The 12,486-nt window shown below is 66.2% G+C and carries 21 protein-coding genes; all 21 read right to left on the reverse strand.

Features of this window, described 5'->3' with window-relative positions; translation table 11 throughout:
* Positions 1-295: 295 nt before the first annotated feature.
* Positions 296-634, reverse strand: a complete 339-nt coding sequence (locus ACFQ9K_RS41330; RefSeq protein WP_378713987.1) for a hypothetical protein — start codon at positions 632-634, stop codon at positions 296-298.
* Entirely contained in the window at positions 631-978 is a 348-nt protein-coding gene (locus ACFQ9K_RS41335; protein ID WP_378713988.1) for a hypothetical protein, read from the reverse strand. Before ACFQ9K_RS41335 ends, ACFQ9K_RS41330 begins: the two co-directional genes overlap by 4 nt.
* Positions 975-1,619: a hypothetical protein gene (locus tag ACFQ9K_RS41340; RefSeq protein ID WP_378713990.1), complete on the reverse strand. Its 645-nt coding sequence runs from the start codon at positions 1,617-1,619 to the stop codon at positions 975-977. The genes ACFQ9K_RS41335 and ACFQ9K_RS41340 overlap by 4 nt, the downstream gene beginning before the upstream one ends.
* A complete protein-coding gene (locus ACFQ9K_RS41345) occupies positions 1,595-1,822 on the reverse strand; it encodes a hypothetical protein (RefSeq protein ID WP_378713992.1) in 228 nt (75 codons plus the stop codon). The genes ACFQ9K_RS41340 and ACFQ9K_RS41345 overlap by 25 nt, the downstream gene beginning before the upstream one ends.
* A 15-nt stretch (positions 1,823-1,837) precedes the next feature.
* Positions 1,838-2,872: a glycosyltransferase gene (locus tag ACFQ9K_RS41350; protein ID WP_378713993.1), complete on the reverse strand. Its 1,035-nt coding sequence runs from the start codon at positions 2,870-2,872 to the stop codon at positions 1,838-1,840.
* Positions 2,869-3,624: a DUF4417 domain-containing protein gene (locus ACFQ9K_RS41355; protein WP_378713994.1), complete on the reverse strand. Its 756-nt coding sequence runs from the start codon at positions 3,622-3,624 to the stop codon at positions 2,869-2,871. The genes ACFQ9K_RS41350 and ACFQ9K_RS41355 overlap by 4 nt, the downstream gene beginning before the upstream one ends.
* Positions 3,625-3,630: 6 nt before the next feature.
* Positions 3,631-3,819: a hypothetical protein gene (locus ACFQ9K_RS41360; RefSeq protein ID WP_378984399.1), complete on the reverse strand. Its 189-nt coding sequence runs from the start codon at positions 3,817-3,819 to the stop codon at positions 3,631-3,633.
* A gap of 55 nt (positions 3,820-3,874) precedes the next feature.
* Positions 3,875-5,479 (reverse strand): hypothetical protein, encoded by a 1,605-nt coding sequence (locus tag ACFQ9K_RS41365; RefSeq protein WP_378713997.1) that lies wholly within the window; start codon positions 5,477-5,479, stop codon positions 3,875-3,877.
* A complete protein-coding gene (locus ACFQ9K_RS41370; protein WP_378713999.1) occupies positions 5,476-6,012 on the reverse strand; it encodes a hypothetical protein in 537 nt (178 codons plus the stop codon). Before ACFQ9K_RS41370 ends, ACFQ9K_RS41365 begins: the two co-directional genes overlap by 4 nt.
* Positions 6,009-6,749: an FkbM family methyltransferase gene (locus ACFQ9K_RS41375; protein WP_378714000.1), complete on the reverse strand. Its 741-nt coding sequence runs from the start codon at positions 6,747-6,749 to the stop codon at positions 6,009-6,011. Before ACFQ9K_RS41375 ends, ACFQ9K_RS41370 begins: the two co-directional genes overlap by 4 nt.
* Positions 6,746-7,666 (reverse strand): glycosyltransferase, encoded by a 921-nt coding sequence (locus ACFQ9K_RS41380; RefSeq protein WP_378714002.1) that lies wholly within the window; start codon positions 7,664-7,666, stop codon positions 6,746-6,748. The genes ACFQ9K_RS41375 and ACFQ9K_RS41380 overlap by 4 nt, the downstream gene beginning before the upstream one ends.
* Before the next feature lie 9 nt (positions 7,667-7,675).
* The gene (locus tag ACFQ9K_RS41385; RefSeq protein ID WP_378714004.1) at positions 7,676-7,867 is read right to left on the reverse strand and encodes a hypothetical protein; all 192 of its coding nucleotides are present in this window, start codon (positions 7,865-7,867) and stop codon (positions 7,676-7,678) included.
* A 538-nt stretch (positions 7,868-8,405) separates the two neighbouring features.
* Positions 8,406-8,762, reverse strand: coding sequence for a hypothetical protein (locus tag ACFQ9K_RS41390; protein WP_378714005.1), 357 nt, complete (start codon positions 8,760-8,762; stop codon positions 8,406-8,408).
* A 26-nt stretch (positions 8,763-8,788) separates the two neighbouring features.
* A complete protein-coding gene (locus ACFQ9K_RS41395) occupies positions 8,789-9,487 on the reverse strand; it encodes a hypothetical protein (RefSeq protein WP_378714007.1) in 699 nt (232 codons plus the stop codon).
* Positions 9,488-9,557: 70 nt separating this feature from the next.
* A complete protein-coding gene (locus ACFQ9K_RS41400; RefSeq protein ID WP_378714009.1) occupies positions 9,558-9,767 on the reverse strand; it encodes a hypothetical protein in 210 nt (69 codons plus the stop codon).
* Positions 9,764-9,979: a hypothetical protein gene (locus ACFQ9K_RS41405; protein WP_378714011.1), complete on the reverse strand. Its 216-nt coding sequence runs from the start codon at positions 9,977-9,979 to the stop codon at positions 9,764-9,766. The genes ACFQ9K_RS41400 and ACFQ9K_RS41405 overlap by 4 nt, the downstream gene beginning before the upstream one ends.
* 79 nt (positions 9,980-10,058) lie before the next feature.
* Positions 10,059-10,598: a hypothetical protein gene (locus ACFQ9K_RS41410; protein ID WP_378714013.1), complete on the reverse strand. Its 540-nt coding sequence runs from the start codon at positions 10,596-10,598 to the stop codon at positions 10,059-10,061.
* Positions 10,599-10,614: 16 nt separating this feature from the next.
* Positions 10,615-10,944, reverse strand: coding sequence for a hypothetical protein (locus tag ACFQ9K_RS41415; protein WP_378714014.1), 330 nt, complete (start codon positions 10,942-10,944; stop codon positions 10,615-10,617).
* A gap of 2 nt (positions 10,945-10,946) precedes the next feature.
* Positions 10,947-11,402, reverse strand: coding sequence for a hypothetical protein (locus ACFQ9K_RS41420; protein ID WP_378714016.1), 456 nt, complete (start codon positions 11,400-11,402; stop codon positions 10,947-10,949).
* A 35-nt stretch (positions 11,403-11,437) separates the two neighbouring features.
* Positions 11,438-11,980: a hypothetical protein gene (locus tag ACFQ9K_RS41425; protein WP_378714018.1), complete on the reverse strand. Its 543-nt coding sequence runs from the start codon at positions 11,978-11,980 to the stop codon at positions 11,438-11,440.
* A gap of 30 nt (positions 11,981-12,010) precedes the next feature.
* The gene (locus ACFQ9K_RS41430) at positions 12,011-12,475 is read right to left on the reverse strand and encodes a hypothetical protein (RefSeq protein ID WP_378714020.1); all 465 of its coding nucleotides are present in this window, start codon (positions 12,473-12,475) and stop codon (positions 12,011-12,013) included.
* Positions 12,476-12,486 lie beyond the last annotated feature (11 nt).

Here is a 12,486-nt window from a genome sequence, read left to right on the forward strand (position 1 = left end):
TCGAAATCTCCGGGTTCGCCCCAGCGGATCTTGACCGTCAAACAGCGCCGGTTCCGTGCGTCCAATACGCTCTGAGCATTCGGACGGCGCGGACATCCCCGGGGGATGCTTCAGCACCAGCGACCATGTGGCATCACCTCCCTCGCGTAGGACCCATGTGGGGTTAGGCTGTTGCGGCCCTCTGGGAGAGCGCTCAGGTCAACCCTGAGGCCCCGCCCACAACGACCGGGGATAGCGCGCAGCGGCGGATTGGGCGCGGACATTGTCATGTGCCCCCGGTGGCTCCCAGGGGGCTCTAGGTGCGCCCGCCGGATCGATCGAGGAGTGCGGCCAGCCGTTCGGCCGCCTGGCGGGGAGTGTGGCGGTCCCATTCGGCGGCCCGGGGGCGTTCGGGGATCGCGAAGCGGTCCCAGTCACGATCGGGGTAGTGGTTGCTGATCTGGCCCGTGGGCAGCTGGGCGACGACAACGAACCATCCGGCGGCCCGCGAGCCGTCGGAGTGGCAGCGGGCCTTGTGGACGTCATAGAGGCCCTGCCTGGCCCACTCGTTGAACAGCAGGGCGTTGTAGAGCATCCGATGGTGATACAACTCGTTGAACGTGTGGTACCCGTCGGACATCTCTCCGGCGTTCACGTGCCCGCCCGCAGTGGTTCGCCGTCGGCCAGGCGCAGGACGAACCCTTGATGGGTGGTGTCGTAGTCGCCGATGGCGTACTCCCAGTGTCCGTTTTCCAGGTCGAGAACCAGGCGATCGCCGACGACGTGCACGCTGTGGATGAATCCTCCGCGCGCCCACTCCAGCAGGCCGGGGTCGATCATGGTGATTGGGTCCATCCGTACCGCGCCGACGCGCTGGGTTCCGTCGTCGAGGCGGCGGGTGTAGAGCTGGACCACCCCGGGACGGCGCACCCCCGGCGGCGCGCCCGCATACGGGGAAGGGCCCAACAGCGGGAAGCCCACATCCCCACCGGTGCTCACATCGTCACCGCTGTCGAGTTCCAGGCATCGCGCGTACCGGTGCGCCACGCGCAGCGGGGGCGGGTGCGCGGGCCCCGATCGCGGACCAGGGTCGGCAGGTCGGAGTGCTCCACCAGGGAGGGCACGGTGTAGGCGATGGTGTGCCCGCGCGCACGGCACCAGGCCCCCAGCCGCTGATCGATCGGCAGCGCGCTGGCCGGGGCCCAGCGCAGCCAGTCCTCACGAAGGCGGGTGTGCATCGCTACCGCGACAGCGTGCAACATGTGGTCGGTGGTGATCCAGTGCGCGTGACGCTGATCGGCGTGGTCCAATGCGCCGGGGATGACGTATTGCCAGCGCGCCGGACGGCCACGGCCCAGATAGAAACTCACCACGGGGGCGGGCGCGGCGGCCAGCGCCAGGTCGGCTTGCTCGAGGAACCGCGCGACCGGCTGGGCGTCGTCCTCGAGTACGGCGGCCCACTCCGATTCGCGGCGGCGGGTGTCGGCCCAGGCAAGGAGGTGGTTGGCCTCCGCGCCCAAGCTGCCGTCGTCCATCGTGACAGCGGCGCTGAGGGTGCGCGCCAGGTCGGTCGCCTCCACGATGCGCGCAGTGTGCCCGACCACGGCGAAGGAGATCACCGGCGCGGGGGCCAGGACCAATGACCGGGTGTCGGTTCGTGCGCGAAGGGAACGTCACGGTTGAAATAGATGCCCGTGGGGTTGAGCACACACAGCCCGACCGTGCCGGATTCCCCGGTATCGGTGATGATCGCGGCGCGCGGTTCGGGGGCGAATTCGCCGCCGGGGGTGCCGTAGGACTGATAGTGAACGATCCTGCCGATACTCGGAACCGGTTGTGTCACAGGCATTTCCCCAATTCACAGGTGAGCGAAGGTGTGGTCGTAAACAGGTTTGAGACTGTCCCAGCTCAGGCGTTTGGCATGATCGCGGGCCCGCGCTTCGGCCCCGGCATAGAAGACAGCGTCGGTGGCGAAGCGATCGATGGTGTGCGCCAACGCTTTCGGGTCCACCGAATACAGCTCGATACGGGCCTTGGCCATGAACGACCCGCACGCGCGGGCGGGGACCAGCCAGTCGGGGTCGAGCCAGGTGTTGGGGTCGATCGCGGGCATCACCACCGGCATTCCCGCCCCCAGCGCCTCCTGGGCGGGCAAGCACAATCCCCCGAAGCGGCGCGGCATCAGCAACACGTCGGCACCGGTGTAGTTGTCCCAATAGTGGTCCACGTCACCGTTGTCGACGATCAGATCGATGTGGCGCGGGATGGTGCGCGTGGTGAGCAAGTGCGGAACATAGTGCGGGTCTTGGCATTTGATGGTCAGGGTGATCGGGGACCGGACGTAACGCAGGGCGTCCAGCAGATCGGGGGTGCCGTTGCGGTCGTGCACCGCCGGGCGGCCCACGATGTGTAAGAACCGTTCGGCCGGGCCGCGCCGGGCGACAGCGGGGAAGCGGTCGGTCGCGATCGGCACCGGCAGATACTGTTTGTTCGCGAACCGCACATCGTCATAGCGCCACAATGACGGGGCCGCGAACAGCGTGGGGGCCGGTAGGCCGGGCTGTTGCAGATGGCCCAGTAGCTCAAAGTTGTACTGCAACACCGTTTTCACCCCGCGCCGGTCGGCTTCGGCGAACAATTGCGGGTTGTAGGGCGTTTCGGCGGTGAACACGATATCGAGGTCACGCAGGAACTCACGGCAGTCGCTGATCGTCGGAATGCCGTGCACGACAGTGGCATCCGGGAACCGTTCCAGATGCAGGGGAAGCGGCGCGCGGGAGCGGCAGTCCACCACCATGGTCTTGTGCGGGCCCAGGTGGCGGTATGCCTCCCAGAGTTGGATGCCCAGCCCGCGATTGTCGGCGCGGGCGATCAGGCCCAGACGCATGCTCATTCCCTCTCCGGGCCCGCGTTCGTCGGCGCGGGGCCGCGCATGGCCCGCATCTCCCAGAAGGTCGGGAACTCGTAGACCGTGGGCAAGTCCAGGTCATCGCATTGCGGGGGCAAGTGTCCGTAGACGAGCAACGCAGCCGGGGCCGTGCGCGCCAGCAGTTCGGCGAGTCCTGCGCGGAACAGATCACGACTGTCGGGGTTGTTGATCCCCACCGCGCCGACGGCCAGGCAGGAGTGTTCCGGCAGGCCCTCGAACGCGAACGCCCAAGACTCCTGGGTGCCCCAGCTGACGGTCGGGATCACGGTGATGCCGTGGTACTGCCACCACGCCCCGCACCAGCGCGATCGATAGACCTGCCACAGTTGCACGGCCAGCGGCATGTCGCACCACACGGAGAAATCCGGGGTGAGCGCCGCACCCACCTCATGCAGGCGGGCCAGCACGTCGGCCGGACGCGTCCACACCCGCTCGAAACGGTAGTCGTCGAGGAAGAAATGCAGGGCACCGGTTCCGGCGGCGCGGCGGCGTGCGCCGGGGTCGTGCCAGGCGGCCAGTTCGGCGGGTATGAATTGGCACGGTTCCAGGGCCGGAATCCCCCAGCGCCCGGCGCGGGGCCAGGCGATGGTGAGGTTGAGGGGGTCCTGGTTGCCGGGCGGGCGCGCCCAGCGGTGGCTGGATTTCGTCGCGGCCAGTCCGCGATCGGGCAGCGCGGTGATCAGGGGCAGCTGGATCGGCGGGTGGTCGTCACTCACCAGGGGTTACGCCGGTTTGAGGGCATTGACCGCGACAACGATTTGGCCTCCCTTGGAGGTGGAGCCCACCCGGCGCGTGCGGTAGCCCTGATATTCCCGGGGGGTTCCCGCGCCGACGGTGACCAGATCCGACGCGATCTCGGCAGTGGTGTAGGTCCGCACGGTTTTCCGCCCGACCTGGCGGACGTTCTCCACGGTGACGCGCTGTCCGATCCGGAATTTCGCCGGGGCCCCTTGCGCGGCCGGTCCCCTACTCCCGCGTCCGCCCATGGTTTCTCCCATCGAGGTGATAGCTGCGTTTGATGTCCCCCGGCGGGGTGTAGAGCCAGGTGCGCCAGGTCAGCCAGCCCATGTCGCCGTCGCGGCGATGCGCCTCGATCAACCGGCCGTGGAAAACCTCTTCGATGAAATCTGTTGTGCCGGTGCGGAAATGGCGATCGAGGGTGTTGCGGTACCAGGCGACCGACGCCAGGTGCGGGCGTTGGGACCATTGGATGGTGCGCGTCATCGGCACCCCCCGCACCGTCTGCGGGTCCGCGTCCAGGGTCAGATAGCGGTGCACGTCCAGGATGTGGGCTTCGTGGCTGAACCGCACGACGTTGGCGTCGCCGTGCACGATCGTGTCACTGATTGCCGCCCAAGGGATTTCACCGGTCAGCGGGGTATCGCCCTCGATGAACAGCAGCAGCGGGGTACGCACGTGCTCCAGCGCGCGGATGGTGCACCCGGCTTGGTGGAGGTGGTCATCGAAGATCAGCGGTAACACGTTGCGCCACTGGTGATCCGCACTCCACAGCACCCGCTGGATATAGGTTTCGTAGTCCGCGCGCCGGTGTTGCTGGTCCGGGCGGACCCCGTCGTGCATGAGGACGATCTCACTGTCGGGCAGTTGCGCGCGTACCGAGGCGATCGTTTCGTCGATGATCGCGGTGTCGGGGTGCGACGGGATGGGGCTGGTGGACACCATCACGGTGATCGGTAGCCGGTCGGTGTAGCTCAGCCGGGCCCCCAGGGCGGTCAGGTCGTCGCCGACCCATTGGGCCATCTGGCGTTTGCGGGCCATCCACCAGGCGGTTGCCCGGTTGGCTCGGCGCGGGTAGTCGGCCAGGACGTCACCGATGTAGCCGGGTAGGTCCGCGTAATCGGCCAGCACGGGGAACGGGGTACCGGGGGCCGTGCGTTGCCAGTAGCCCCTGCTGTCGTAGACCGGTGAGCGGTCATCGGCGATCGGGATCGTGTGCGCCTCGAGGGCTTCCCAGAGCCGGAAGGTGTCGGGGCTGAACGCTCCCGACGGGGCGGGGGCGACGCGGGCGCGGCACATCTGGCGTACGTACTCCTGCGGGCTCAGCCCCAGGGTGAATCCCGCGCTGCCGTGGACGCGTTGGATGTGGGTGTCGCGGGCCAGGGCCGCGAACGCCTCCACGCGGCGCGTGTGGGTGTTCTGGGCGGCCAGGAACACCTCTGTGGGGCGGCCGTCGGGAGCGGGCAGGTCATCGAAATGGGGTGGGAAGCCCAGGGGGATCAACCGGGCGTCGCCGTAGTCGCGATCGACGCGGGGGGTCTGGATCCAGCACCGCATGCGGGGGTGGCGGATCCGCGTGGCGTCGAAGGTCGACTCCTCGTCGGAGGTGACGATCAGCAGCAACCAGTCGTAGCGGGCGACGGCGTCGGAGATCTCCGCTTCGCGACCGGCCCAGTAGCGGCCGGGCACGATCAGGATCGTGCCGTCGGCGTCGGGGTAGCCCTCATGGCGGCCGAACTCGAGCCCGGTCGGGTAGAGCCGGTTGGCGAAGAGCAGATCCAGAATGTGGCAGTCCCACTGATCGCCCGGGGGCAGGCGTCCGACGGGGATCATGACAGTTCCCAGATCTGTTCGGGCACAAGTAGTTCGGCGATCAGTGCGTCATCGGTCTGGGAGGCGTACTCACCCATCAGCCGCTCGATCAGCTCGCGCCGTTCCCGCGCGTGATGCAGATAGCGGGTGCTGTAGGGCAGTTCGGCGTAGAACCGGACCGTCGGCGGCCGGTGGGTCAGCACGCGGGCGATCGCGGCGTTGCTGACCAACACGTGATCGACGTGTTTGATGCCCAAAGGTATGTAAACGGTCTCGGCGTCGGCCAACTGGAGGGTCAGCCACGCGTCGAAGATGCCCCGGTCCGGCGGTGGGTAGACGTCATCGAGAAACGGGCCGTTGACGTAGCGGGCACCGATAATCGCCATCGCGCGCGCGTGCTCGGCCCACAGCGTCTGATGTTTGCGCCTTCCCGCCGGGTCGGCCGGAATCCCCGCCAGAGGCGCGACCACCGTCACGCCCGCCTGTGCACACAGGTGCTCGCCGAGGGAGAAGATGGCGTCGTCGGTGTGCGGACTGAGCACCACCGCACTCATGGCGTGGGCACGTATTTCGCGTGCAACTCGTGCTCGTAATCCAGCAGGGTTTCCCGATAGCCCCGGTCGATGATCCAGTGCCGCAAGTCGCGGGAGTATTCCCCCCACTGATGGAACATGAATTCCGGGTGGATCGACGCGTAGATGACCGGCTTATGTTCTCGCACAGTGGTTTCCGCACCGCGCAACAGCTGCCATTCACTGCCCTCGACATCGAAGGTCAGTACCGTTGGAGGCGGAAACCCCGCTGCCACAACGTCATCGATGCGCACCTGCGGGAACGCGTCGGCTTGCTGGTACAGCTCTTTGAAGCCGTGATCGGCGATCACCTCACCGTAGGCGCAGCGCGGCCAGCCATTCAGGTTGTCCAGGTCGACCGTCGCGGCGCGCGGCGGGAACAGCGCGGTGACGTCGCTGGCGAAACCGACGAAGCACTTGAGCGGGTGGTCGAGCTGATTGGCTTTCCAGATGGCGCGAATGTTGGGCCATACCAACGGATTCGGTTCGAACAGTGCCACCTGCGCTCCCCAGATCTGGCACAGTGCCGCCATCTCCCCCTCTTCGGCACCGGCGTAGTAGACCACCGGGTCGGACTGGGCGGTGATGGTGTCGTGCAACGCGGCCAGACGCGCTCTCTCCCAACCGGTTTCGGTGAACCACTCCGGCCGTTCGGCGCGGTGACGCGGCAAGACCAGCTCGTATTCGCCATTGAGGACGGTGCGCACCATCTCACTCATGCGACGGCGTCCAGGATTTCGGTCCAGCGGTCGCGGTAGGTGTGATGGGCCTTCACGTGCTCGTGCCCGGCGCGGCGGATGTCGTCGGCCTCATCGGGATAGCTGAGGTAGTAGTCGATGAGGTGACGCAATTCCGCGAAGTCGTTGTAGGCATAGAAATGCAGATGCTTGCCGTCGCTGAAATGGCGCTCCATACCGGAAACATACGGGTGGATCAGAAAGCCACCGCGCCCCAGGGTCTCATACACCCGGTCCGACCAATAGTCGGGATAGCCGTAGCCCAGGCACAGGGAATCGCCGACCACGACGCGGGCATCGGCGTACACCTGATTCAGTTCCGCGCCCCGCACCGTGGCCCTGCCGCCGCCGCCGTAATGACGGAACCGGTCGCCGTAGGTGTCGGCCAGCCAGTTGATCAGCTGCGGTCGATACGGCCATTCGCTGTGATATCCCTTGGAGCCGACGAACGCGACATCGAACCGTTCCCCCGGTGTCGCCAGATAGCATTCGGGTTCGAAGACTCCGGCGGGCAAGTAATGGCCTGTCGTATCGGTGTTGGCGTTGAACCATTCGGCCATCAATCGGTCGCAGGTGAAGAAATGCTGGACTTTCATGTACGGGCTGTTCTGATATTCCCGCCAGCGCCGCAGGCCCATATAGAGATCCAAGTGGTAGGCGACGGTGGGAATATGGCGGCGGCGCAATTCCACCAACACCTCATCCATGGGCCGACCCGTGTTGACGAAGGAATGGGTGTGCACCCACACCAGCATGTCCGCGTTCAGCGATTCGGACAGCACTACATCGGCGGAGACCCGGTTCTCCTGGAGCCGGATCACGTCGTGGCCCAGCGCGGTCAGCGTTTTCGCGTGATGGACCTCACTGCAATAGTCGACATCGAAATTGCCATACAGCACGATCCGCACTCAGACCCCGCACTCCAGGCAGCGGGGGATGCCCGCGTAGGCGACGATGCGGCCATCCGCTGCCAGCACCACCGCACCGGCGTCGTGATCGAGCCCGGCGGCACGCCCGTCCAGCGTGAACCACTCACTACCGCAGTCGCAGCGGCGGTGACCATACCGGCGTCGGCGGTCCAGATCGATGACCCCGCTCACCACATCCACACCCCCAACGGGGTGGCGTCCTCCAACGTGCGCAACGGGGCGGGAGTGCACCATCGGCGAATCAGGCTGGCGATATCGATCATCACGCGATCCTCTCCGGCCGGAGGTCGAACAGCGATTGCATTCCGCTGTAGGGGATTTCGTACCGGCGCACCCCTTTTGCCGTTTTCGGCGTCAACGGGCGACCCGCAGCGCGCAGCATCCATCTCGCCGACATCTGGTGAGGAAACCCGGGTCCTGGATGGGGCTTGCCGTCGCTATCGCACGGTGTGACGCGCTGCGGGTGCACGCGCGGCGGCGGGATACGCACGAATATCCGCCGCCACAGGCGGTACGCGCAGCACGCATCTACCCGCCGGTCTGTACGGGGGATCATGGACACGGCTTGCCGGAATGGGGCCACCGGTTTGACGCGCTACCTATCAGGGGCCGGTCGGCTCACCCTGAGAGCGGGACGGGCCGACATCGGCCCGGATCAGTGGTGCACTGGGCACACGTGTGCCACTGATTCGCCAGCTTCCCGGAAGGTTCAACCGGTGTCAACCTGGCGGACCCTATTGCGGCCCTCGACGCGGAAAACGTCACTCACCCGGTATTTCGCGGACCGGCCGGTGCACGGATTCCCGTCGGCGTCGGTATTGGCCGCCCGTAACAAACCCTTCGACACCCAGCCGTAGATGGTGTTCGCCGGAATCCCCCAGAAATGCGCGATATCGACCACCGACATTTCCTTCTCCATCGCGTCGGCGACCAGGTGCGCGGGCAAGAACGCCGGGGCGATCCAGTGCTGTCCGAGTTGGCGGGCGGCGTCGTCGAGCTGGGAGCAGCGTTGCGGGTTCTCCGCGTGCAGGGCCGACCGGTAGGACAGGGCGATCGCGCGTGCCATGCCCAGGGGGGTGCGTTTGATCCCGCTCATGCCACGGCCAGCAGCGGGTTGTTGAGCCGGGCGAATTCGTCCTGGTCCCAGCAGTTCTGACAGGTTTTACAGGTGATGGTGGCATCGGCGATCGAGGATGTCAGGGTGCAGTAGCCGCACACGTGGCAGGACTCCCGCAGCCACTGGATGCGCGGTTCGTCCAGGCCCAGCAGCTTGCGGGCGCGCTGATGCAGCGCGGCCAGCCGCAGCACCGCGTCGACGCCGTCGTGCACGGCGCGGGCGGTGTCGTCGCCGCCGTCGGCCAGCGGAACCCACACGGTCACCTGCTGTGCGGGAAGGTCGATCAGAGTGCCCAGATTGGCGCACAGGACCGCGAAACAGTCGTCGTCGGGTATCGGGTTACCCCGGGTGATTCTGACCGCCCAGCGCAGCGTTTCCAGGCTGATGTCGGACATCAACGTGTCCACCGGCAACACGATCGGGATCGACCGCTCCGAGGACTTCGACACCTTCGGCCCGGAGATGTGGGACCGCACCTCCGTGCGCGCGATCCGCAGGGCCTCGTAATCGGCGCGTAGACAGCGGATCGCCTCGAACGCGTCGGTCTCACACGGACGGCACAGCGTCCCCGGGCCTTCGACCCCTTTACCGTGGAATTCGCCGTCGTCGTCACGGACGCGGGCCTTGCAGCGACGGCCCTGTCGGCATTGGTGTTCGGGCTGGTCATCACTCACAGGGACCTCCGTCAATCGATCACGGACCACCACTGTAAACACCCCTGGCGCGGTGCGCGCTGCGGCGCGCTCAGCAGCCCCGCGACCGTGCACGGGGCCCGCAGGTGGCGGGCCACCCGAACAGCGCGGCCACCGCGTCGGGATCGATCTCCGCCAGCTCGAAGGTGACCGTGAACGCCGGGACGGCCCGCGCCGGGCCGTCGCCACGCCGCCGCCCTTCGGCCATCTGCCAGTCGACCAGCTCATCGATCGCGTCCAGCACACGCTGTTCGGGGTTCACAACGGCATGCCGTTACGGTCGATGCGGACCGGGGGATCGTCGCGGTGCTCATAGACACCGACATGAACATCGCCGTGCACGCCATCGACGATAACGATCGGGGCGTTCCCGCCGCGCACCGTGATACACAGCTGGGTGTAACCGCTGGGCCGGTCCACAGTGTGGGTGATCACGAACTGACCGGCCAGCTCCGGCAAGGCGGTGGTCACCATGTCATCGCTCACAACCGCCCAGCCTGCTACGCCGCCGGTTGCAGGGCCTAATTCGGCCGGATCTTTTCTTTGATGTCGGTCATATCGTCGCCTTCGTCACCGGGTCCGGCGACGGCTCCGCGACCCCGCCGCCGCCCCAATCGGGGCAATAGGGGCACCACGGCCGCAGCCGGTGATGGAGCCAACACGAATACAGATACAGGAACGTCGCGACATCGGCCGGGAGCTGGGCCACGGGCGGAAAGTCCAGCCGGTGGACAAACCAGTACGTCGCGCCGAGGAGGGCGAACCAGCCCAGAAGGCCCCGGACCGTCGACGTCCCATGATTGAACAGCAATATCCACCATTGCCGTTCGGCGCGCGAGCTGGCATCTGCTGGCACCTCGCGCATGCAACGAACACACAACCGCGTGTACATGTTGTGCATTGCGCCGATCACAACAAATACCAGAGCCAGGTTGGAGATCAGTTGCAACGGCCCATAAAAGATGCCGAAGTAAGCCGGAATTCCGCACAGGGCAACGACGGCGATCGCCCACAGCATGAAATGCGCAGACGCATTGAGGGCGCGGCCCCAAAGTTTTTCGTCATTGTTGAATGCATCGTAAACGGCGCTCAATTATGCTCCTCGGCATCTAATTTGTCGTTCGGTAGTCCGTACTCCACGGATCGAGCTTCATGCGCTCGTTGCGCAACATCCCGTCCGTGACGTGGGCGATGTAGCGGCGTAGGCGATCGAATCCTGACCAGCTTGCCTCTGATGTCCAGCGGTCGGCCGCCACCGCGTGGCCGCTGACGTAGTGCGTCCAGCAGATGCCGCCGTCGGCATCGCTGATCACGATGTACTGATCGCCGCGCATCCCCAGGCGGTCATCGCCGTCGGGGGTCTGGTCCCAGTCGATGATCGAGGGGAGGCCGTGCAAGTAATGGGCGATATCAGTCGCCCGGACGGGTTCGTGGTCCATGGTCAGATCCGTTCCGCGCCGGAGTATTCGTCGGGTACGTACACATCCCAGCGCGTGTCCTTGACCGGCTTGGATTTGATATTCCACACCTCGATGAACCCTTGCCCGAACTCTGCCCGCAGCGCCGTGTACAGGCGCGCCTGCGCCTCCTCCGCGTCCATCCCGGCGAAGAACAGCGACAGTGACAGATTCGATCCGGCGGTGCGCAGCAACGGTAGTTCCGTGCCGGTGTCGTCGGCGACATACACAGCATCCGCCGATTGCACGGTCTGACTGCCGAAGATCGACACCACGCCCACCCGATCCGGGCCTAGGCCCGGCCAATCCGGGTACAGATTCGCGGGCACCAACACCGTGTCTCCAAGACCCACTTCGGTCACATAGATTCGGTCATCGGGCGTCAGCGTTGCCAGCTCGTCCGAATTGAGCTGCCGGACCTTCACGACGTCGAAACTCATTTCTTTTCAATACCTTTCAGATATGCGGAGGGCGTTCACGGCGCTTTTCTCCAGGTGTGGTCGGGATGGGCCGCTGACACCAGTCGCAGCGGCAGGTATGGGGCGACGTCGAGCCACGGCCGGGGGTAGTCGCTGCCGTAGGGCACCCAGTCCCGCACCGGGTCGCCGGGCCTGCCGGTCAGCTGGCGGACCTGGATCCAGCCGCGTGCGTCGTGGAACCAGCCGTGGCCGAAATCATCGACGTAGTAGCCGTGGGCCTCTGGCTCACACTGGACCGCCAGCCGCTCCCAATCCTGGCGGATCGCGCGACCCTCGCGGGCGGTGTTCTCATCCGATCCCCCGCCCAGGAACAGTTCGGCGTAGGAGTACAGGTGCTCGAGCAAGAACCACAGCACGTCACCGGACAGTTCGCCGAAATCGGCGCGGCGGCCACGGCCGTGCGTAACCAGGTCGGGCACCGGGGTGTCGGGGTGTTCGCGATAGAACGCCGTGCCACCGGGATCCAGGCAGGCGTAATAGGTCTTGCCGCTGACCTGGACGCGCAGCGGTTTCACGGGGGCCGCAGTGCTTTCATCCATGTGCGATTTCCCGCCTTACCGGTTCCATGGTCAGGAATCTGCCAGGTACGTTTTGAATTCGTTGCGGTCCATAGCAACCCAGTTGTCGCGGTCCTCGGCGATCGCCAGCGCGAACAGCGCGTCGTCGCGGGTGGTGAACGCGCCGATATGTTTGCCGATCCGCCGGTTCACCAGCCAATGCGGGCCCGTCGGCCCGGTCGATGGCACCGTGCGCGCCACCTCGGCAAGGTAGTCCGAGACCGTGTCGGCCCCGCGCGGCCCGCCCTGGCGTTCGAGCAACCACATGGCGCGGGTGTTGTTGCGGGGCACCAGGAACCGGTAGCCGTCGGCCCTCCGGTGTGCGGGTGTGTGCTGGAGCGCGGGTCCGTGGTAGGACTCGATGCTGGCGCGGCGGAACCGGACACCGTTGGCCAGGACTACATCGCGCGGCGTCAGGCGCTCTATCGTGGTCAGCTCGACCCGGCCGTCGTCGCCGAATCCATAAATCACGGCCACCTCTGCATCCT

This window comes from Nocardia sp. NPDC056564 (assembly GCF_042793755.1).
In the GTDB taxonomy this organism is placed as follows: domain Bacteria; phylum Actinomycetota; class Actinomycetes; order Mycobacteriales; family Mycobacteriaceae; genus Nocardia.

Coding starts and splice junctions, on each gene's coding strand:
- ACFQ9K_RS41415 (WP_378714014.1), bottom strand. CDS start 10,944: ATGGACCACGAACCCGTCCGGGCGACTGATATCGCCCATTACTTGCAC.
- ACFQ9K_RS41425 (WP_378714018.1), bottom strand. CDS start 11,980: ATGGATGAAAGCACTGCGGCCCCCGTGAAACCGCTGCGCGTCCAGGTC.
- ACFQ9K_RS41350 (WP_378713993.1), bottom strand. CDS start 2,872: ATGAGCATGCGTCTGGGCCTGATCGCCCGCGCCGACAATCGCGGGCTG.
- ACFQ9K_RS41420 (WP_378714016.1), bottom strand. CDS start 11,402: ATGAGTTTCGACGTCGTGAAGGTCCGGCAGCTCAATTCGGACGAGCTG.
- ACFQ9K_RS41375 (WP_378714000.1), bottom strand. CDS start 6,749: ATGAGTGAGATGGTGCGCACCGTCCTCAATGGCGAATACGAGCTGGTC.
- ACFQ9K_RS41365 (WP_378713997.1), bottom strand. CDS start 5,479: ATGATCCCCGTCGGACGCCTGCCCCCGGGCGATCAGTGGGACTGCCAC.
- ACFQ9K_RS41370 (WP_378713999.1), bottom strand. CDS start 6,012: ATGAGTGCGGTGGTGCTCAGTCCGCACACCGACGACGCCATCTTCTCC.
- ACFQ9K_RS41390 (WP_378714005.1), bottom strand. CDS start 8,762: ATGGCACGCGCGATCGCCCTGTCCTACCGGTCGGCCCTGCACGCGGAG.
- ACFQ9K_RS41405 (WP_378714011.1), bottom strand. CDS start 9,979: ATGGTGACCACCGCCTTGCCGGAGCTGGCCGGTCAGTTCGTGATCACC.